The following is a 20,147-nucleotide window of genomic DNA, read 5'->3' as shown; positions in this document are numbered from 1 at the left end:
GATATCTCACTTCCCGATTAATTATGCGTCCTGATATTCCGCGAGTGCATCCGTATCGATCGTCTTGATTTCAAATGTCTTGCGAGTTGATACGCAGAAATTGTACTCGATCATCAGATTAGCGAGCTTCTGTCCGTCAATCAGAATGATGTGATGCACGTTCGCATACTCTCTTGCCTTTTGTGAAAACCTGGCTGTCGTGACAAAAAGCCCGTCGCCATGCTTCCCCGCGATCGCGCCGACAAAGCTTTGAATGGCAGGCTGGCCCACAACCTGATCCACATCCCATTTCTTTGCCTGCATATAGATCAGAGAAAAGCCTAACTTGTCCTCCATGATAATGCCGTCAATCCCGTCATCACCGGAGGCGACGGTCGCATGGCTCCCATATTCCACCGTTCCATAACCCATCTTCGACAAGAGATCGACAACAAGTTTTTCAAATGTATGCGGAGTGATCTTCAGCACTTCGCTGAGAAGATCCGAAGCCAGATTGGCATTGATCTGTCTGTATGCCTCTTCAAACTGATCGTCCGGCGTCAGATCCTTGGTCCTATGGAATTCCGGCTCTGTATGATGTTCATCCGTCTGCCCTGTCACAGATACGAAATCCACGAAAGATGGGAATCGTTCAAGATATTTGGAATCGATTTTATCCGGATCCTCCGCTGCCACCTGCTTGCCTGCATCCGTAATGACAATCGATGCGCGCTTCGGACTGTCCAGGAGACCGGCCTTTTTCAGATACGTCTTGGCCCAGCCCACACGGTTCAGAAACACTGTCTGTCTTCCACTCGGGAGCATCTCCGCGAGATCATCATCCGATAAATGCAATTGCTGCGCCAAGATCGTTGCAACCTCGTTTATCTTGTACACCTTGCCATCCTTCACCGCCTGGAGCAGCGGTTTCATCAATTCGTCGTATTTTGGTACTGCCATTTTCGTCATCCTCCATCGGCATTTTCATTAATTACATGATTACGTCAGGTTGGCAAGTGACCTCATCACAAGATCCACATCCTGATTTTCAAGTTCCTGTATCACGTGCAGATACGTCTTCTGCGTCGTCGTCATGCTGGCGTGCCCCAGGCGCCTCGCCACACTGGCGATCGAGACGCCGGCATAGAGCAGGATCGAGGCATGCGTGTGGCGAAGTCCGTGCACGGAAATTGCCGGAATATCAAGTTTCTTACAATACCTCTCCAGAATATCATTCACGGTGGAGTTGTAAACCTTATCCTCATCATTCTGCACAAAAATCGGCTTGTCTGAAGGCAGATTCTTCACAAGAGACGCAAACTGCATCACCACCTGCCAGTCGATCTGTATTTTTCTGACAGAGGAACGATTCTTGGTCGGGGCGAAACCTCCGCCTTCCTTGTAGTTCCATGTCTTGCTGACTGAAACCGTCTGATGTGCAAAATCGAAATCTGCCGGCGTGATCGCCAGCGCTTCAGAGAAACGCATCCCGGTCTTGGCGACAAGCAGAATGAACCAGTCCCAGCTCACTTCTTCCCCCAGCATCAGGCTTTTCAGAAGCGCATGAAGCTCAAACTGATTCAGATATTTTTTCTTCTTATCAGCAGGCGTCCTGCCTTTGATGATCACCTTTCGCGTCGGATCACGTGGAATCAGTCCCTCGTCGACGGCATCCAGCACCGCACCCTTCAGCTGATGATGAAAATCCATCGTCGTCTGACGCTCATGCTCTTTCGCATATTCATTGATGATCTGCTGATAGACTGTCCTCGTGACGTCGCAAAGCCTCAGGTCCGGCACTAATTTTTCAATCCAGGAAAGGCTCATGCGGTACTTGGACAGCGTCACATCCCGGATCGCCCCCTCCTTATAAACAGAAATCCATTTCCGATAGTAATCCTTCAGCTGATCTGTCGTCTGAAATTCATCTGGCATACATAGCTCCCTTCTATGCCGATGAAGGACTTGATCTCATTCTGTCCGTTTTTCAGCGTCCTGGCGACAGGACTTACGCTGCGACCGGGGAATTGCTTCCTGGTGAAAATTGCAGTTTTTTCAGTATGAACCACTGTTTCTGATGAAGGGTGATAAGGTTGTCGAGGTCTCTAAAAAATCCTGCAATCTTCTTCTGTTCACCATATGAAGTTACATCCACAATAAATTCCTGCATCTCAGATGCAAGGATATGTTTAATGGTATTACCGGTTGATATGTTTTCAAATTTCTTTTTTGACTTGGCTGTCTGGTACTGATAATTCAAAAAATATGGTTCAATTTCAACTTTCGGATTTCTGAACATAATGAGCGCATGCGCTGCTGAACAGTCCAGTTCTTTTGGGATTACGGCAGCATGACCAACGTGTCCAGACTGAACCATAACCATGTCGCCAGTGTGTAACCATTTATCTTTTTGATTCTCATAAAATACGTCGTTAATAAATACTTCTGTGTTGTGGTTTATCAGTCCGTCCTTTATATTGTTAGATTCAAGATAAAAATGTCCCTCTTCAACATAATATGGGGTAGCAGTTCCAACGAAGGCATTTCCAATATCTTTGTATATATCCGACAACTTACGCTGTTCCCAAGATATCGTGGTATTAAGAAAAGCGTGCCTTAATCGACCGTAGCACTTACTCTGATGAAGAGTGATAAGGTTGTCGAGCTGCTCAGTAAATGTTCCAATGGCTTTCTGTTCCTCATAACTTGTGGAAGGAATTTTGATTGTTTTCATCCCTTCTATATCAATACTTCGCCCATCTCGGATTCCATATACATGAGGCTTTAAATCTATTTCAATAAACTTTTTTGAACGAAAATACGAATAATAGAATCTTGAATCTGTATTTTCACCATGGAATGCATGATACGCAGGGCTTATAATTCCAGTGTTTGTAGCTTTTTCCAAGCCACCTTCGAAGGAACGGAGATGAACAATAAAGTCACCTTCCTTTACCATCTTGTAATTTGATAGGTTCGCCTTGTCATACAATAAGCTACGGTCAGATTCATCTCTTCGTATTGTGCCACCTCCTTGAATAATCATAAGAGCCGGTAGCTCCTCGTGGTTCTTCTCAGAGTATTCTACGAATACATCCCCCAACTTACGCTGTTCCCAATCGCCAGTGAAACCGGAAAATCTGAATTTCGGCACCTTCTCGCCATTTTTCGGGAAACAATTTACCAGCATCGATTTTTTGACGATTTTCAGCTTTTCCAGCTTACACTGATGAAGGGTGATAAGGTTGTCGAGACTGCGAAACACAGCAACAATCCGGTCTTGTTCTGCTCTTATTGGAAACGATACAGTTACCTCTTGAATGTCCGAATTGTGGATATGAACAACTGATTTCCCTTGTGCCTTTTTTGCCAGTTCTTTTTGTGGTTCACCATTTGAAATAGTAAGGGCTAAAAACAACGGGTTAATGAAGTTGAATGGACGAAGAATATTTAGGTCTCCACCAAGTAAAATCCCTGATTTTTCAACGGCTGAAGCCCTTGCAATGTCCTCGGCTGTCTCTCCCGAAGCAGGTATTATTACTTCATTACCTTGACTATAAATAGAGCCGTCTTTTGGAGTGGCAAAAGTATCAACTTCGTCAATAGCAAATTGATACTTTGTGTAGAGTCTACCGTATAGTATTATCGGTGTTCCGTTTTCCGTCAAATCGCTCTTGGAATAACCATTCCCTTTTGAATAATCAGCAATGTCCACAGACTTACGCTGTTCCCAATCATCCTCGAACCCCCTGAACCGGATCGCCGGCACCTTCTTCTCACTCATCATCGGCACCTCTCAGCAAATGACGCAGCTCCCGAATGCCTTCCATATCGGACTCGGAACCCGTGAGCTCGCCGAGCATATCAGACAGCGATTTCTCAGTCTCGCGGATCTCAGACTCGAGATCGCTCATCGTGACCGCATACTTGTCCGCAAGAGCGGCGATATCCTTGGAGAAAGAATCCAGCAGCGTTCCGGGAAGAGCCGCGATGCCGTCGAGCACCGGCTGCGTCCATTTCTCATGGAGAAGCGTCCGTACCTGCTCATCCGTAAGGCACTCGATCGTCCGCTTCGTAGCCAGGTGCATTTCCTCCCTCTGATCTTTAATCCTGCTCTTCAGAGACTTCTCCTCTGCGCTGAGCTGCTCGGCCTTTTCAAGTGCAGTAATCAGATCCGGGTTCGTCTCATGGTCCGATTTCAGATTCTTCAGAACACCCTTGATATTCTTGAAAACGAACGCATCATTGGTGTCATTCAGCGCATCCGAGATGGCCTCCTTGTCATCTTCACTCAGCGCATCCAGGATCTCTTCGTAGGAAGACGGAATCTCCGCGAGTCGTTCCTCCTCGTCTGCAAGCGCCCTGACCGCATCCGGCAGACACGCCTTCTGAACCAGCTCGAACGGCAGAATATGCCCCTTCCATCCTTCCTGAACTTCCGCGTCCCTCCCGTTCTTTTTCTTCACGACCATATTCGGATCGACCTGCCGCACCGCCTTCATGCCTTCCGCCTGAATCAGTTCGAGATCGCCCGAGATCGCCGAGAACTGCGTCTCAAAAATCTCATACGCCTGATAAGGATCGAGCAGCGGAATTCCCTCAAACCGGCGGATGATACCGTTCGCCAGCGTCTCCTCGGTCCGGGGAAGGGAGATCGTCTCAGCCCCATCAATCAGCGCCTGATCCATCTCATCTCCCAGATCGGAAAATGCATGCCGCACCTTCTCACGGAACTGAAGCACATCCGGATTATTCCGGATCGCCTCCCTGATATCCTTCGCATGAAGCGCAAGATACCCGTTGCCGCCTGAAAACAACGCTTCCTTAAGCGTCGGAAAGACCTTCCAGAACGCATCAAACCGGCTCAGCTCCTGTTCCGGAATTCCTCCGAACATCGAGGCGTAAAGGTCGTAGCTCTCCGCCTCTTCCGACGAGTCGACATAGCGCGGAATATTCAGGTTATAATCGTTGGCACGGATCTCCTCACGGCTCACAACGCGGGAATATTTCGGCACAGTCCGGCGCTCGCGGACAGTGTCGGCAATCCTTCGGATATCCGACGCGCGGAGGACATTGTTCTTGCCTTCCTTGGCGAAACCTTTCGATGCGTCGATGATCAGCACATCGGTGTTCTCCCTCGCCTTCCGGAGCACCATGATAATCGTCGGGATGCCCGTCCCGTAGAAAATATTCGCTGGAAGACCGATGATGGCGTCGATGTGGTTCTGCTCGATCAGGTTTCTGCGGATCGTCCCTTCTTCGCCGCCGCGGAAGAGAACGCCGTGCGGCAGGACGATGGTCATGATCCCGTCAGGCTGGATATGGTAAAGATCATGGAGCAGAAACGCATAGTCCGCCTTTGATTTCGGCGCCACGCCGTAGCGGGCATACCGCTCGTCGTTCTCCTTGCCGGTCGGATCCCACCGCTGCGAATAGGGAGGATTCGAAACCACCGCATCGACGTATAGTGGCTTATACGTGCCGCTCGGGTCGGAATCATCAAAATACGGCCAGTCCTGCTCCAGTGTGTCGCCGTTCCGGGTCACGATGTTGTCCGGGAGGATCCCGCGCATGACCAGATTCATCCGCGTCAGGTTATACGTGTTGGCCTTCAGCTCCTGCGCGTAATAGCGGATCCGGTTGGCGTCCGGCATGTATTTTGCTGCCGTCTTGCCGATATTGATGAGGAGGCTTCCTGAGCCTGAGCAGGAGTCATAGATCCGGATCTCGCTCCGCCCTTTCAGATGGTTGGCGATGATCTCCGACATCAGCATCGAGACTTCATGCGGTGTATAAAATTCACCCGCCTTCTTTCCCGCATTGGCGGCAAAATTCTTGATCAGATATTCATAGATGAAGCCGAGCACGTCGTAGTCCTGCCGGCCGGTCATCGGGATCTCATTGATCAGTTCGATGAGGTCGCTGGCTGCCTTGGTCTGCGATTTCGTGTTCTCGCCTAGTTTCGAAAGTCCCGTCTCCAGCGTGTTGAAGATGCCCTCAAAAACCCTCCTGTGCGACTCCGAGATCAGACGGTTGAACGAAGAAAGCGCAGTGCGGACATTGTCGATCGAGAAGTCCGCGCCCATGTGAATCCAGGTCGAGAACAGGTCTTTCCACGCGATAAAATACCCGAGGCTCTGCTGCGCGCTCGACTTGCTGGAATACTGGTCATCGGCATCTTCGTTGACATACTCCTTTATGCTGTCCGCGTCGTACCCCCGCGCAAGGAGCCACTGCTCTTCCTTATCCGAAAGATATTTATAGAAAATAAAGCCGAGAATATAGTCCTTGTACTCATTCGCCTCGATCTTTGACCGCATCCGGTTCGCGGACTCCCAGATTTTGGCTGCCAGTTGCTGCTTGTTCATGCTTCAATTCTCCCTTCCCCTGATTTTGTCTATTCTCTCCTCGAAATCCAGATAACAGGTTGCTGTTCATCATATCAGGTCAATTTTCTAATTCTGCCGCGCAAAGATCTCTTCGAGGGTCTGCGGCTCATTACGCCAGGTGCCAGCCCCTCCTCTCTTCACATTTTTCTCAAGGAAACACATACCCCTGATAATTGGCAAATGCTCCCTTGGATGTCATATAGTCCTTTCCACGGTAAAGACAGGTCAGATGAGAGGCTGGTATTCCCGCCAGATTCGAAAAGTGTTCCAGCCCTTTCAGAAATTTTCGGTTCATCGTCTCGGAAAGCTTGATTTCATATGCATGGAGATCAGCTCCGCGTTCTGTCAGAAGATCCACTTCGTTCTGGTTCGTATCACGCCAGAACCAGGCGGCAGTTTCCCTTCCAAGAATAAATTGCTGCTTCAAATATTCCGTGACGATCAGATCTTCAAAGACGGCTCCAGAATGATCGCTTCTTTTCAGCTGCTCTTCTGTCTCGATTCCAAGGAAGTAGCAGAGCAGCCCTGTATCATAGAAATACAGCTTCGGCGATTTGATCAGCCGCTTTGAATAGTTCCGATAATAGGGATGCAGTCTGTAAATGACATAACTCTGCTCCAGGATCGAAAGCCAGGCATTCGCCGTCGGAACAGAAATTCCTGTCTCATTTGCCAGAGCAGCCATGTTCAGCACCTGTCCGACCCGGGCGGCACACAAGCGGACAAAAAGCGAAAACTGCGCACTGTCTGTGATCCGTCTCACGGAACGGACATCCCTTTCGATATACGTCATCACATAGCTGGGGAAGTAATCCGCCGGCTCTATTTTCTTGTCATACAGCCGGGGATATCCTCCGACCAGCATTTGTTTCCAGACTGATTCCGGAAGAAGGCCGGCATCCTTCAGCTCGCCAATAGAAAAAGGAGCCATCTTCAGAACCGCACATCTTCCCGCAAGACTCTGCGAAATGGATTCCATCAGCAGGAAATTGTGCGATCCTGACAGAATATACTGCCCCGTCTCATCCCGCGAATCAATCTTTGTCTGGATATAGGAGAAAAGCTGCGGCACCCGCTGCGCCTCATCAATAATCACATGGTCATCATATTCTGAGAGAAATGCACGCGGGTCCTCCATCGCCAGCTCACGGATATCCGGGTCTTCCAGCGAGACATACTGGTATTCCGGCAGGGCATGTTTCAGAAGCGTCGTCTTTCCGCACTGTCTTGTCCCCGTCACGGTCACGACCGGAAATTGCCGGATGGATTTGCCTATTTCCGCCTGAATCGCTCTGCTGATCATGATGATCTGCCTCCTCCGCCATATTTATGATATAAGCATAGCATATTTTATGATTTTCATAAATTGTATTTTATGAATTTCATAAATTTACAGAGAAGCAAGAACGCACAGGTGCCAGGTACTCCTCCCCTGACTCAGCAGACTAAAGTCAATTTCAAAAAAGCTGTCGCACCGTTCTTAGTGCGACAGCCCTTCTTCCTGCTCTTCTTCCACCTGATACAGATCTCTTGCATTTTCATCCTCAAAATAAGCGGGGCTCTCAAAAAGCAGCAGGCTCTGTGCATCCGGATCGTGCACTTCTACGGCAGCGTACCGAGTCCAGCGGTAATTGCCGTCGTCCCGGCGCACACGGAAGAGGCCCTGCACATAACCGTTCCTTGAGGAAGAAATCGATGACGCCAAGTGGTCGGCATCAATGATATAACCTTTCTCCAGAGCCTGATCGAAGTGGTCCAGAATATAGCGGCGGTTTTCCAGCTTCTCCTCCATCTCTTTCTGAAAAACGGCATAAGAATGCCCCCTCACCAGACATATCACAGCCAACATGAAATCAATTTCAGATTTGATGAGAGTATACCATAAGCTGAACACAAAAACAGCCCCTCCTTTATAGAGGAGAGGCCGAAAAATGCCTTTATTTCGCTTAATTGCTTAATTTAACGAAGCCGATGTCCGCTTACTCGATCACCACGTCCTTTTCTTCCTTCTCCGTCACATAACCGATGACGCGCGCGGCCGGCACGCTGTCCTTAAGTGACCGCTCAAGAGCGGCCGCGTGCGTCTCCGGCACGGCGATCAGAAGCCCGCCGCTCGTCTGAGGATCGTAGAAGATGTCGAGCAGCGCGCGCGGGATCTCTTTTCGGATCGCAAGACCCGGGGAAGCGTACTCCTCGTTCCGGTACGCGCCGGCCGGGATGAATCCCATCTCCGCAAGCGGGTACGCCTCCTCATGGTATGGGACGTCGTCCGCCCGGATATGGAGCGTGCATCCGCTGCCCTGGGCCATCTCGTAACTGTGGCCGAGAAGGGAGAAGCCCGTGACGTCCGTGCAGGCATGCACCGGGTACTGTAGCATGATCTCCGCCGCATAGCGGTTGAGCGTCGTCATCTGATCGTAGATCCGCTTCAGTACATCGTCACTGACAAGATCATCGCCTTTCGCCGCAGATGTCAGGATGCCGATTCCGAGCGGCTTCGTCAGGATCAGCGCGTCGCCGGGCCGCGCGCCGCTGTTCGTCAGCACGCGCGCGGGGTCCACGAATCCGGAGACCGCAAGGCCGTAGATCGGCTCGGGCCCGTGGATCGTGTGCCCGCCGGTGATGATCGCGCCGGCCTCATAGGCCTTGTCGTAGCCGCCGCGCAGGATTTCCTGCACCGTCTCCTTATCCATCTTGTCCGAGACGCACATGATGTTGAGCGCGAGCTTCGGCGTTCCACCCATCGCGTAGACGTCTGAAAGTGCATTTGTCGCGGCGATCTGGCCGTAGAGATACGGATCATCGACGATCGGCGGGAAGAAGTCCGTCGTCTGCACGAGCGCGCGGCTGTCATCGAGGCGGTAGACGCTGGCGTCATCGCTCCTGTCAAAGCCGACGATCAAATTGGGATCGGTGTGCGTCCGGAATCCTTCCAGAAGATGCACCAGCGTCCCCGCGCCGACCTTAGCTCCGCACCCGGCACAGGTGGCGAGTTTCGTCAGTTTCACTTCTGTTTCCATCGCGATTTCTCCTCCTTCTGCTGTTATGGGGCGGGAAGATTATGGACGGATCACGAGAGACGACTTCGAGAGCGTGTCGGCGATATCGTACATATTCGTCACGGTCCCGACCGCCAGCTTCTCCGTCAGCCCGTAGAAGTTGAGACATGTCCCGCAGGTCTTGATCGTCACACCCTGAGATTCAAGGTTCTTCAGGTCCGCGAGCGAATCCGACCCTTCGCAGGTAAGGAACGCGCCGCCGTTGTAGCAGAGGATCGTCGTCGGAAGTTCATCGAGGTTCGTCAGAGCAAAAATATAGGCCTTCATCAGCGACTTGCCGAGCTTCTCGTCCCCGACGCCCATCGTCTGCGAGCAAAGCACGACGGTCGTCCCGTTTCCTTCCTTCCTCGCGGGTTTCTCCGGCTTCTCAGGCGCTTCGGCTGCATTTTCCTGCGCCTTCTCTCCACTCAGCGTCATCACGACGGCGTATTCGTTCTCGGCCTTTTTGCTGTCCGTGACCGCAAGTCCTTTCGACTGCGCCAGCTTCGTCAGGTTCTTCACCGACGTCTCATTGTCCACGAGAACGGTCAGCGTCCCCGCTTCCGTCGCGCCTTCGATGGCCTTCTTCGCGTTGATAACCGGGATCGGGCATGCCTGCCCTCTCATATCCAAAGTCTGATCCATGATGGGATCCCTCCTTTTTCTTTTCTATCCCCAGTGTATCATCTCATTTTGTCAAATGCACCCGTCAATCTTTATGCACCCTGCACAAAACCGATCGCCTTTCCATCCAAAAATTGCGGACGCGCTGCGTCCGGGAAGCAGACGAACCCGGCATTCAGGAATCCATCCGCATAACAAGGGCTGCCGTCCGGATTTCCATCCGGGCGGCAGCCCCCTCTCCTCTCCGTCCAGCGCCGGAGATCACATATGGAACATCTCGATCAGGAACAGCCACGCGAGCCCGTAGTAGGTCACGACACCCACCATATCGGTCACGGTCGTGATGAGCGGTCCGGACGCGACCGCCGGGTCCACGCCGATCTGCTTGAAGAACAGCGGAATCACCGTGCCGACAAGACTCGAGATCAGCATCGCAACGACAAGCGAAATGCCGATGCAGCCCGAGATCGCGAAGGCGCTGGCAACCGCGAGATGCTTGGCCGCCATGATATAGACGCCGATGCCGCCGAAGGCCTGCAGCCCCAGGAAAAGACCGTTGGTGAAGCCGACACGGCATTCCTTCCAGACGAGATGCGCCTTCTCCTTTCCGGTCAGCTTCTCGTCCATCAGGACCCGGATCGTGACCGCCAGAGACTGGGTGCCGACGTTGCCGGACATATCCAGAATCAGTGACTGGAAGATCATCACGACCGTCAACTGCGCCACAACCGCCTCGAAGAGGCTGACCACGCTGGAGACGATCATGCCGAGTCCCAGAAGGAGGATCAGCCAGGGAAGACGCTTCTGCACGCTCTTCTTCAGCGGCTCGTTCAGATCCTCCTCAGCGGACAGACCGCCGAGTTTTGCGTAATCCTCACCCATCTCGTCATCGACGACCTGGGCGACGTCGGAAGCGGTGATCACGCCGAGTATGTGGTTGTCATTGGACAGCACCGGAATGGATTCCTCGGAGTAGTCCTGAATCCGCGACAGACAGTCGTCGATCAGCTCGTCCGCGTAGACGTAAGGATACGCGGTGGCGATCAGATCCTCCAGCTTCTGTCCTTCCCGGGCGATGATCAGATCCTTTAAGTCCAGCTCGCCAAAGTAGACGTCTTTTTCATCCAGCACATAAATCGAGGTGATGTTGTCATTCTCCGCCGCCTGGGCGACGATGGAGTTCATCGCTTCCTTGATCGTCTGATTCGAATGCAGTGTGACGAAATTGGTCGTCATCCGGCTGCCGATCTGGTCCTCGCTGTAGGTCGCCAGCATATGAAGGGAATTCCGGGCGTCTTCGCTCATCAGCTCGATCCACGCCTGCTTCTGCTGGCCCTGACAGGTCTTGAGGATGTCGACCGCCGTATCCGGCTCCATTGCCTCCAGCGTCTGCGCCGCCTTCTTCGGATCGAGCTCGGAAAGGTACGTCACCGCGTCGTCCGTATGCTCAAAGACACCGGCGAGATCGTCGTCGCTCAGCAGCCGGTAGAGCATCTGCCGTTCGCGGGCGCTGAGCTCCGGCAGGACCTCCGCGATGTCGTTCGCATGGTAGTCGCTCAGCTCGTCGCGGATGACCTTCGGCGATTTCCGGCTTCTGAGAATTCCGAGGATTTCATTCTCGTAATGGTTTGCATTATGCTCTTCCGCACTCAAGCTGTCCCTCCTTCCTCTGACCCTTCGCACAGGTCCGGGACCTCTCTCAAAACCTTCTCACAACGGCCTAACTATAACACCTTTGTCTGTCGTTCTTCAAGATTGCGCGGGATTCCGCGGACAGTTCCGGCGTGTTGACCGCTGCTGTCGGGAAATCGGACTCCGGTTCCGTGAATATGCCGGATAGCGCGTTCGCTCCGAAGCGCCGTACGGGCATCCTTCTCCGTTCTCCGGCTTCGCCGGAATCCCGGACCGGCCGGCCCGGTTCACCCCTCCTCCGCCAGCGTCCGCACCGCCCGGACCGCCGCGTCCGCCTCGTCTCCGGTGTTGGTAAAGGAGAAGCTGAAGCGGACCGCGCCCTGTCTCACCGTCCCCAGCGCCTCATGCATCCGCGGCGCGCAGTGCGCGCCGGGCCGCGTGCAGATACCGAACCTTGAGGCGAGCTCATCCGCCACCTCGCCGGAATCGTAGTTCCCGATGTTCATCGCGACGGTGGGGCAGCGCTCGTCCGAAGCGAAGTCTCCGTAGATCCGGACACCCGGCACACCGCGGATGCCGTCATAAAACCGCCGCATCAGCTGCAGCTCCTTCCGCCGGAGCGCATCCATCCCGTTCTCCAGGATGAACCGGACGCCGGCGGCGAGCCCCGCGATGCCGTGGCCGTTCAGCGTGCCGGCCTCCAGCGCCGTCGGCATCTCCTCCGGATGATGCCGGAGAAAGCTCTGCACGCCGCTGCCTCCCGTTTTGAGCGGACGGACGGAAAGGCCCGGCCGGACATAAAGGCCGCCCGTACCCTGCGGTCCCAGAAGGCCCTTGTGACCGGAGAAGCAGAGCACGTCGATCTGCATCGCCTGTACGTCGATCGGAAAAATCCCCGCCGTCTGGGCTGCGTCCACGATGAAGAGCAGACCTCTCTCATGCGCCATCCGGCCCACGCGTGTGAGATCGACGAGATTGCCGGTGAGATTCGACGCGTGAGTGCAGACGACCGCCTTCGTTTCCGGCCGGATCAGCCCGGGAATCGCGTCCAGATCCGGCACGCCTTTCTCCCTTTCCCCCTTAAGACCGATAAAGGAAAGATGCACTCCCTGATCCTCCATCGAATAAAGAGGACGCAGCACGGAATTGTGCTCCAGCACGGTGGTGATCACGTGATCGCCGGGATTCAGAAGGCCCCTGATCGCGGTATTCAGGCTCTCCGTCGCGTTCGATGTGAAGGCAATCCGCGACGGGTCTTCCGCATGGAAGAGCTCCGCCAGCAGACACCGGCCGCTGTAGATCGTCCGGGATGCCGCAAGAGAAGCGCCGCAGGCGCCGCGGCCTGCATTTCCAAGCTCGCCGAAAGACTCCGTCACCGCCCGGACGACGGATTCCGGCTTTCCCAGCGTCGTGGCCGCGCTGTCAAAATAAATCATGATTCCTCTCCTTTCAGACCATGCAGGTGAAGACGCCTTCGCTCTTCAGATTCCGCGCCTTCATCACTGCGTCGACGGCGTCCCAGCCGTCCGGATCGACGCACCACGCAAGCCCGCAGCCCGCCGAAATCTCGCCCGGCACCGGAATCACCCGCCCCGGTGCATCCGCCGCCCGGCAGGCCTCCTCCATCGCCATCGCCTCCGTCGTCGTATGGAACGTCACGACCAGACGAAGCTCCTTCTTTCTCATATATGCCTCCCGCATCACAAAAAGCCGTACAACAAAAAAATCTCAAAAACCCCGTTTCAAGGATTTTTGAGACCGTGACAAATACCGGTGGTCGGGCTCGAACCGACATGGAGCTGCCTCCGAGGGATTTTAAGTCCCTTGCGTCTGCCAATTCCGCCACACCGGCTTATTGGCTGGCTGAATAAAATACACTGATGAAAAACGACCCAGATGGGGCTCGAACCCATGACCTCCGCCGTGACAGGGCGGCGCGATAACCAGCTTCGCCACTGGGCCAGACAATATGATGCTGCATGAATCCCGCGCTCATCCTTCAGGCGGAGTCACACGGAAATGGATCTTCGGGGACTCGAACCCAGGACCGATCGGTTATGAGCCGACTGCTCTGACCAACTGAGCTAAAGATCCATGGATCAAACGGCCGCTCCGCGCCGGTCTCCCGGCGTCTTTACAGCAGTCAGTGACCCCTAGCAGGTTCGAACTGCTGTTACCGCCGTGAAAGGGCGATGTCTTAACCGCTTGACCAAGGGGCCGTCGGACCTCCGGTTTTCCTCAGGAAAACGAGTCCTTCTCCATCCGTACCCGGATGACCGGGCTTTTCCGGACGGCAACCTCCCCGAGTAGGTCTCGAACCTACAACCCTTCGGTTAACAGCCGAATGCTCTACCATTGAGCTATCGAGGAAAAGTGGGCTTAAGTGGACTCGAACCACCGACCTCACGCTTATCAGGCGTGCGCTCTAACCAGCTGAGCTATAAGCCCCCGCGCTTTCAGCACGCTCCTAATCATAGCAGAGAGGCCGGTAAGTTGCAAGAACCTTTTTTACCCGATTTCAGTTTTCTCCGCCGCAGCGGCTGATGAAATGGCGCATCATCACGCCTCCGTCCGGCGTCATGATGGACTCGGGGTGGAACTGAAGACCGTACACCGGTTTCGTCCGGTGCTCGACGGCCATAATGTCACCGTCGTCCGCCCGTGCCGTGATCCGGAGGCAGTCCGGCATTGTGCTCTCCACCGCGGCCAGCGAGTGATAGCGGGCCGCCGGGATGTGGTCCGGAAGGCCCCGGAACAAAAGGCTGTCCGTATCCACCGCGACGTCGCTCTGCTTCCCGTGCATCAGGTGCTTCGCGTAGGAAACCTTCGCACCGTACGCCACGCAGATTGCCTGATGGCCGAGGCAGACGCCGAGAATCGGAATCCGCCCGCCGAGCTGCTTCACCACGTCGACGCAGACGCCCGCGTCCTCCGGACGTCCCGGTCCCGGGGAAAGGATCAGGCCGTCGGGCTGCATGTCCCCGATCTCCTTTACCGTGAACGCGTCGTTCCGGATCACCCGGATATCCGGCGTGACGGATCCGACGAGCTGATACAGATTGTAGGAAAAGCTGTCATAGTTGTCGATCAGGAGAATCATGCTCACTCCACCTCCCCGGCTATTTCCAGCGCGCGGACGACGGCCGCCGCCTTGTTGAGGCATTCCTGATACTCGCTGGCCGGCACGGAATCCGCGACGATGCCGGCGCCGCTGCGGACGAAGACCCTGCCGTTCTTCTTGTAAGCGATCCGGATCGCGATGCAGGTATCCATATTGCCTGTGAAGTCGAGATAGCCGATCGCCCCGCCGTAGATGCCCCGCTTGTTGTCCTCCAGATCGTTGATCAGCTGGCAGGCGCGGATCTTCGGCGCGCCGGACAGCGTCCCGGCCGGCAGGATGGAGTCGATGGCGTCCAGCGCGTCCTTCCCCTCCGACAGCTCGCCCCGGACCGTGGAACCGATATGCATCACATGGGAATAGCGCTGAATGCAGTGGTAGCGCTCCACCTTCACGCTGCCGAAGCGGCTGACCTTGCCGATGTCGTTCCGGCCGAGATCCACCAGCATGTTGTGCTCGGCGAGTTCCTTCGGATCCGCCAGCAGCTCGCGCTCATTGGCCTCGTCCTCCTCCGGCGTCTTTCCGCGGGGCCGGGTACCGGCGAGCGGGAACGTATGGAGCACGCCGTCCTCAAGTTTCACCAGTGTCTCCGGCGACGCGCCGGCGACTTCCATTGAGGCGCCCGAGAAATAGAACATGTACGGGGAAGGATTCAGCGTCCGGAGAACCCGGTAGGTGTTGAGAAGGCTTCCTTCAAAGTCCGCTTCCAGCCGGTTCGACAGGACGATCTGGAAAATATCTCCCTCGAAGATATGGCGCTTCGCCTTCTCGACCATCGCGCAGTACGCATCCTTCGTGAAATAGGGACGGAAGGGACTCTTCAGTTTTCCGCCGGTCTCCCGCTTCGGCTCGCCGCGGAAGATCAGTTCCTTCATCTCCCCGATCTTACGGGAAGCGCGGCCGTACTCCTCCTCCAGATCTCCCGTGAGCGAAATGTTGACGATCAGGATGATCTTCTGCGCGAAATGGTCAAAGGCGATCACATTGTCGAACAGCATCAGGTCGAGATCCCTGAAGCCTTCCGTGTCCTTCGCGTCGAGGCGGAGGCACGGCTCCGGATATTTCAGATAGTCATAGGAAAAATAGCCTACCAGTCCGCCGGTGAAGGAGGGAAGCCCTTCGACGCGCGGACTCCGCCGCGAGGCGAGGATCCGGCGGAGGGAGTCCTCCGGCCGCTTCGTCTCCGTCTCCCTGCCGTCAATCCGCATCACGCCGTCGCTGCAGGTGATTTCCATGCGCGGATCATAGCCGAGGAAAGTGTAGCGTCCCCAGTTCTCCTTGTCCTCCGCACTGTCCAGGATGAAGACATGGTCTGACACATTCATGAGCTTTCTCAGAAGCCCCACCGGTGTGATCACATCCGCTAAAAGCTCCGCGGTGACCGGCGCGATGTTGTACCGCCCGTCCGCCGCCAGCGCGCGAAGCGCGTCCAGATCTGGTTTCGGCATGCTCTCTCCTCTCCCGCCGCTCCGTTCCGCGCCGGGCTTCCGGCGCGCCGGAACCGGCCGCTCTCCTTCGGTGCCGGAAGCGCCGGCACTTTTTTGTGCATATTGTACAGGGCGCCTCCGGCTCCGTCAAGAGGGGCGCCGTTCCGGCATCCGTGACCGTCATCCTGCTGTCATACCGGCCGGAGTTTGTGAAACATTTATAAAATATGTTCCTTTTGCCGGAAATCCAGTATAATAATATTGATTTATACTGACGGATGCGGATTTGTGTACATCGGACATTCCGGCTCCGTCTTTCAGAAATAGCGAAGGAGGTTTCAGCCTGTGAGCAGACTAACTGTCAGGACAAAATCCCAGTCCCAGACCGTCATCGAGGGACTTTACAAAGACCTGGAGCGCCGCATCGTCGCCAGCCCGCCCGGGCTCTGCCCCGTGGATATGGCCGCTTCCTTTCTCCGGCTCTGCCACGCGCAGACCTGCGGCAAATGCGTCCCCTGCCGGATCGGGCTCGGCCAGCTCGAGACGCTGCTTCAGAGCGTGCTCGACGGCACGGCGACGGAGGAGACCGTGAATCTCATCGAAAAGACCGCGCGCGTCATCAAAAACACGGCCGACTGCGCCATCGGCTTCGAGGCCGCCGAAATGGTGCTGAAGGGCGTTCTGGGCTTCCGCGACGACTATCTCGAGCATGTGCGGCATCACCGCTGTCTCGGCTCCCTCAACCAGCCTGTGCCATGCGTCGCGCTCTGTCCGGCCGGCGTGGACATCCCCGGCTACATCGCGCTGGTGCGCGCGGGCCGCTGCGCGGACGCCGTACGCCTCATCCGCAAGGACAATCCGTTCCCCGTCTCCTGCGGACTGATCTGCGAGCATCCCTGCGAGGCGCGCTGCCGCCGGAATATGATTGACTCCTCCGTCAACATCCGCGGACTGAAGCGGTACGCAACGGACCACGCCGGTGACGTGCCCTTCCCGGCGCGCGCGGAGCGGACCGGGAAGCGGGTCGCCGTCATCGGAGGCGGTCCCTCCGGTCTCTCGGCCGCCTGCTATCTGGCGCTGATGGGCCATGACGTGAAGATCTTCGAACAGCGGAAGGAACTGGGCGGCATGCTCCGCTACGGCATCCCGAGCTATCGTCTCCCCCGGGAGATGCTGGACCGCGACATTCAGTCGATCCTCTCCATCGGAGGCATCGAGACGGAGACAGGCGTCAGCATCGGCAAAGATATCTGGCTCGAAACGCTTCAGAAGGACTACGACGCGGTCTACATCGCCATCGGCGCCCATACAGACAAGAAGCTGGGGCTTGAGGGCGAGGACGGCCGGGGCGTCGTCTCCGCCGTGGAGATGCTCCGCGCCATCGGGATGGGCCATATGCCCGACTTCCGCGGCCAGTCCGTCGTGATCGTCGGCGGAGGCAACGTCGCCATGGACTGCACGCGTTCCGCGATGCGTCTGGGCGCCAGCCGCGTGACCTGTGTCTACCGCCGCCGCCAGATCGACATGACCGCACTGCAGGAGGAGGTGGAGGGAGCCATCGCCGAGGGCTGCGAGATCGTCACGATGGAGGCGCCGGTCCGGATCGAGCTTGACGAGCATGAGCAGGTGAAGGGGCTGGTCGTCCAGCCCCAGATCACCGGCCCCATCGACAGCTCCGGCCGTCCACGCCCGATGAAGGCGGGTAAGCCCGAGCGGCTGATCCCCTGCGACCGGATCATCGTCGCGATCGGCCAGGGCGTCGAGACGAAGGAATTCGAGGACGGCGGCATCCCGGTCCGCAGAGGCCGCTTCGACGCGCTCTCCTCCGGCAGCGTAGAGAACAACGAGGGCACCTTCGCGGGCGGCGACTGCGTCAGCGGACCCGCCACCGTGATCCGGGCGATCGGCGCGGGCAAGGTGGCCGCCGCCAACATCGACGAATACCTCGGATACCATCACCAGATCACGGTCGACGTGGAAATCCCGGCTCCGGTTCCGGAGGACAAGCCGGCCTTCGGACGCGTCCAGATGAAGAACCGGGAGGCCGCGGACCGCAAGAACGACTTTGACCTGATGGAGTGCGGCATGAGCCGGGAGGAAGCGATGCAGGAATCCGGCCGCTGTCTCCGCTGCGACCACTTCGGCTACGGCGTATTCAAAGGAGGGAGAGAACGCAAATGGTAAAGCTGACCATCGACAACATTCCGGTCACCTGTCCGGAAGGAACGACGATTATGGATGCGGCGGCGATGTCCGGCATTCCGATCCCGCATCTCTGCTATCTGAAGGGCATCAACGAAATCGCCGCCTGCCGCGTCTGCATCGTCGAGATCAGCGGCACGGAACGTCTCGTCCCGGCCTGCGACAATACGGTGCAGGAGGGCATGGTGGTTCACACCAACAGTCCCCGCGTCCGCGAGGCGCGCCGGACCAACGTGGAGCTGCTGATGTCACAGCACAGCGGCGAGTGCATGAGCTGCGTGCGCTCCGGCAACTGCTCCCTTCAGACCATCGCCAATGATCTCAACATCCTCGACGACAATCCTTACCCGAAGGATCTTCCCGTCAGCCGCTGGGACCGGGAGGCGCCGCTTTTCAAGGACGCCGCGAAATGCATCAAATGCATGCGCTGCGTCAACGTCTGCGACAAGATTCAGGACATGCGCATCTGGGACGTGGCCGGCACAGGCGGGTACACCGGCGTGGGCGTCTCGCTGAACCGGGAGATCATGCAGGCGGACTGCACGTTCTGCGGCCAGTGCATCACCCACTGTCCCACCGGCGCGCTGCGCGAGCGTGACGACACAGGGAAGGTGTTCCGCGCGCTGGGAGACCCGGACAAGGTCGTGATCGCCCAGGTGGCGCCGGCCGTCCGCGCCGCGTGGGGCGAGGATTTCGGCATGAGCCGCGAGCAGGCCACCGAGGGCCGTATGGTGGCGGCCCTCAAAAAGCTCGGCTTCGACTATGTGTTCGACACCAACTTCGGGGCGGATATGACGATCATGGAGGAGGCGAGTGAGTTTCTCGATCAGCTCTCCCATCCCGAGTCCCACCGCTTCCCGATGTTCACCTCCTGCTGTCCCGGCTGGGTGCGCTTCATGAAGAGCCAGTTCCCGGACATGACCGGCCAGCTCTCCACGACAAAATCGCCGCACCAGATGTTCGGCGCGACGATCAAGTCGTATTTCGCTGAGATGAAGGGAATCGATCCCCACCGGATCGTTGTCGTCTCGGTGATGCCCTGTCTGGCCAAGAAGGCGGAGTGCGCGGAGCCGAACCAGAACGATGCCTGCGGTGACCCGGACGTCGATCTCGTGATCACCACCCGGGAGATGAACCGGATGCTGCGGGCCGACCACATCCTGCCCCAGATCCTCGGCGAGTCCGCCTTCGACGAGCCGCTCGGCATCGCCTCCGGCGCCGGGCAGATCTTCGGCATCACCGGCGGCGTGATGGAGGCCGCGCTCCGGACGGCATACTTCGCGGTCACCGGTACGAATCCGGAACCGGATGCATTCAAAAATGTACGCGGGATGGACGGATGGAAGGAAGCGACGTTCGAGATGGGCGGAAAGACGCTCCGCGTCGCGGTCGCCTCCGGACTCGGCAATACGCGAAAGCTTCTGACAGCGCTCAGAGCCGGGAAGGTCTCCTACGATTTCGTGGAGATCATGGCGTGTCCGGGCGGATGCTCAGGCGGAGGCGGCATGCCGATCCACGACGGCTTCAATCTGACGGCCGAGCGCGGCGCCGAGCTCTACGGTCTCGATGCGCACAACCGGATCCGCTTCTCCCACGAGAATCCCGGCGTCCGGAAGCTCTACGCCGACTACTTCGGCAAGCCGCTCTCCGAAAAGGCGGAAAAGCTGCTCCACACCGATCACTTCGGATGGGAGATGCCGCCCTGCCCGTACCCGTACCGGGAGGCGGCGGAATAAAA

15 protein-coding genes and 6 tRNA genes are annotated in these 20,147 nt (G+C 56.4%); 2 read left to right on the top strand and 19 right to left on the bottom strand.

The window, feature by feature from the left end:
* Positions 1–21 precede the first annotated feature (21 nt).
* From G4C92_RS10000 to G4C92_RS09910, 19 genes are all read right to left on the bottom strand, one after another.
* Positions 22–939 (bottom strand): restriction endonuclease, encoded by a 918-nt coding sequence (locus G4C92_RS10000; RefSeq protein WP_274939709.1) that lies wholly within the window; start codon positions 937–939, stop codon positions 22–24.
* Between the two features lie 39 nt (positions 940–978).
* Positions 979–1,914: a site-specific integrase gene (locus G4C92_RS09995; RefSeq protein ID WP_274939708.1), complete on the bottom strand. Its 936-nt coding sequence runs from the start codon at positions 1,912–1,914 to the stop codon at positions 979–981.
* 73 nt (positions 1,915–1,987) lie between these two features.
* A complete protein-coding gene (locus G4C92_RS09990; protein ID WP_274939707.1) occupies positions 1,988–3,763 on the bottom strand; it encodes a restriction endonuclease subunit S in 1,776 nt (591 codons plus the stop codon).
* Positions 3,756–6,347 carry a type I restriction-modification system subunit M gene (locus G4C92_RS09985; protein WP_274939706.1) on the bottom strand — a complete coding sequence of 864 codons (2,592 nt, stop codon included), beginning with the start codon at positions 6,345–6,347 and terminating at the stop codon, positions 3,756–3,758. Before G4C92_RS09985 ends, G4C92_RS09990 begins: the two co-directional genes overlap by 8 nt.
* A gap of 169 nt (positions 6,348–6,516) precedes the next feature.
* Complete coding sequence (locus G4C92_RS09980; protein WP_274939705.1) at positions 6,517–7,671, bottom strand: ATP-binding protein; 1,155 nt, start codon at positions 7,669–7,671, stop codon at positions 6,517–6,519.
* A gap of 177 nt (positions 7,672–7,848) precedes the next feature.
* The gene (locus G4C92_RS09975; protein WP_274939704.1) at positions 7,849–8,217 is read right to left on the bottom strand and encodes a hypothetical protein; all 369 of its coding nucleotides are present in this window, start codon (positions 8,215–8,217) and stop codon (positions 7,849–7,851) included.
* Between the two features lie 130 nt (positions 8,218–8,347).
* The gene (gene selD, locus G4C92_RS09970) at positions 8,348–9,388 is read right to left on the bottom strand and encodes a selenide, water dikinase SelD (RefSeq protein ID WP_274939703.1); all 1,041 of its coding nucleotides are present in this window, start codon (positions 9,386–9,388) and stop codon (positions 8,348–8,350) included.
* Positions 9,389–9,427: 39 nt separating this feature from the next.
* Positions 9,428–10,051, bottom strand: coding sequence for a sulfurtransferase-like selenium metabolism protein YedF (gene yedF / locus G4C92_RS09965; RefSeq protein ID WP_274939702.1), 624 nt, complete (start codon positions 10,049–10,051; stop codon positions 9,428–9,430).
* A 240-nt stretch (positions 10,052–10,291) separates the two neighbouring features.
* On the bottom strand, positions 10,292–11,683 hold the full coding sequence (gene mgtE / locus G4C92_RS09960) for a magnesium transporter (protein ID WP_274939701.1): 1,392 nt from the start codon (positions 11,681–11,683) through the stop codon (positions 10,292–10,294).
* A 266-nt stretch (positions 11,684–11,949) separates the two neighbouring features.
* Positions 11,950–13,098, bottom strand: coding sequence for an aminotransferase class V-fold PLP-dependent enzyme (locus tag G4C92_RS09955; protein WP_274939700.1), 1,149 nt, complete (start codon positions 13,096–13,098; stop codon positions 11,950–11,952).
* Between the two features lie 13 nt (positions 13,099–13,111).
* Positions 13,112–13,348: a DUF3343 domain-containing protein gene (locus G4C92_RS09950; RefSeq protein ID WP_274939699.1), complete on the bottom strand. Its 237-nt coding sequence runs from the start codon at positions 13,346–13,348 to the stop codon at positions 13,112–13,114.
* An 82-nt stretch (positions 13,349–13,430) separates the two neighbouring features.
* A tRNA-Leu gene (locus tag G4C92_RS09945) sits at positions 13,431–13,514 on the bottom strand.
* A gap of 36 nt (positions 13,515–13,550) precedes the next feature.
* Positions 13,551–13,624 (bottom strand) — tRNA-Asp (locus G4C92_RS09940).
* Between the two features lie 58 nt (positions 13,625–13,682).
* Positions 13,683–13,756, bottom strand: a tRNA-Ile gene (locus G4C92_RS09935).
* A gap of 53 nt (positions 13,757–13,809) precedes the next feature.
* A tRNA-Glu gene (locus G4C92_RS09930) sits at positions 13,810–13,881 on the bottom strand.
* Positions 13,882–13,960: 79 nt separating this feature from the next.
* Positions 13,961–14,032 (bottom strand) — tRNA-Asn (locus G4C92_RS09925).
* A 4-nt stretch (positions 14,033–14,036) separates the two neighbouring features.
* Positions 14,037–14,110 (bottom strand) — tRNA-Ile (locus G4C92_RS09920).
* Between the two features lie 70 nt (positions 14,111–14,180).
* Positions 14,181–14,762 (bottom strand): anthranilate synthase component II, encoded by a 582-nt coding sequence (locus G4C92_RS09915; RefSeq protein ID WP_274941993.1) that lies wholly within the window; start codon positions 14,760–14,762, stop codon positions 14,181–14,183.
* A gap of 2 nt (positions 14,763–14,764) precedes the next feature.
* Positions 14,765–16,228: an anthranilate synthase component I family protein gene (locus G4C92_RS09910; RefSeq protein WP_274939698.1), complete on the bottom strand. Its 1,464-nt coding sequence runs from the start codon at positions 16,226–16,228 to the stop codon at positions 14,765–14,767.
* Positions 16,229–16,552: 324 nt separating this feature from the next.
* On the opposite strand from G4C92_RS09910, the gene G4C92_RS09905 reads away from it, so the two are divergent.
* Both G4C92_RS09905 and G4C92_RS09900 read left to right on the top strand, forming a co-directional pair.
* Positions 16,553–18,391: an NAD(P)-binding protein gene (locus tag G4C92_RS09905; protein WP_274939697.1), complete on the top strand. Its 1,839-nt coding sequence runs from the start codon at positions 16,553–16,555 to the stop codon at positions 18,389–18,391.
* Positions 18,385–20,145, top strand: a complete 1,761-nt coding sequence (locus G4C92_RS09900) for a [FeFe] hydrogenase, group A (RefSeq protein ID WP_274939696.1) — start codon at positions 18,385–18,387, stop codon at positions 20,143–20,145. The genes G4C92_RS09905 and G4C92_RS09900 overlap by 7 nt, the downstream gene beginning before the upstream one ends.
* Positions 20,146–20,147: the final 2 nt, after the last annotated feature.

The sequence above is a fragment of the Chordicoccus furentiruminis genome (assembly GCF_019355395.1).
GTDB lineage: Bacteria > Bacillota > Clostridia > Lachnospirales > Lachnospiraceae > Chordicoccus > Chordicoccus furentiruminis.
Note: the sequence above shows the minus strand (reverse complement) of the source record. Positions and strands in the feature narration are given on the sequence as shown.